Source organism: Methylomonas sp. Uni0011 (assembly GCF_056850255.1).
Map to the genome: position 1 here is coordinate 1 of NZ_JBVVNO010000051.1, position 1037 is coordinate 1037.

Below are 1037 nucleotides of genomic sequence, written 5' to 3' on the forward strand. Positions count from 1 at the left end.
GTGGAAGGCAAACTGTCGACCCGGGCCGACGCCAGCAAACACCAAGGCGACTTCCGCAAAATCGTCCAAGGCGTCAACGAAACCCTGGACGGCGTGATCCTGCCGCTGAACGAAGCGGTCGAAGTGCTGAGCTTAGTCGAACAAGGCGACCTGACCCGGACCGTCAACGGCGACTACAAAGGCCAATTGAGCGACTTCAAGGATACCGTCAACAACACCATCGCCAACCTGTCGAAAACCATCGGCGACGTCATCATCGCCGCCGACCAACTGACCAATGCCGCCGAGCAAATCAGCTCCACCTCGCAATCGTTGTCGCAAGCAGCCAGCGAACAAGCGGCCAGCGTCGAAGAGACCAGCGCCAGCATCGAAGAAATGGCCGCCAGCATCAACCAGAACGCCGAGAACGCCAAAGTTACCGACGGCATGGCCGGCAAAGCCTCCAAAGAAGCGGTGGAAGGCGGTGGCGCGGTCAAGCAAACCGTAGACGCGATGAAAGAAATCGCCGCCAAAATCGGCATCATCGACGACATCGCCTACCAAACCAACATGCTGGCGTTGAACGCCGCCATCGAAGCGGCGCGGGCCGGCGACCACGGCAAAGGCTTTGCCGTGGTGGCGGCGGAAGTGCGCAAACTGGCCGAACGCAGCCAAGTGGCGGCGCAGGAAATCGGCGAATTGGCGGACAGCAGCGTGAAAACGGCGGAAACCGCCGGCAAATTGCTGGACGAAATCGTACCGAGCATTGCCAAAACCTCGGACCTGGTGCAAGAGATCGCAGCGGCCTCGCAAGAACAATCGGCGGGAGTCAGCCAAGTCAACAACGCCATGAACCAAATGAACCAGATCACCCAGCAAAACGCGTCGGCGAGCGAACAATTGGCGGCGACGGCGGAAGAAATGACCGGGCAGTCGGAACAACTGCAAACGCTGATGGCCTTCTTCAAAATCGGCCACGGCAACAGCAGCGGGTCGCGCAGCAGCGCGAAAGCCTCGCGGCGGGTGGCAAAGGTCAAGCCGGTCTCGAGTCCTGCGTC

General features: G+C 60.3%; 1 protein-coding gene. It reads left to right on the forward strand.

Going from position 1 to position 1037, the window contains the following annotated elements; genetic code table 11:
* The coding region (locus tag AC0IM9_RS20440) for a methyl-accepting chemotaxis protein (protein ID WP_482805244.1) at window positions 1-1037 on the forward strand (1037 nt) is incomplete at both ends.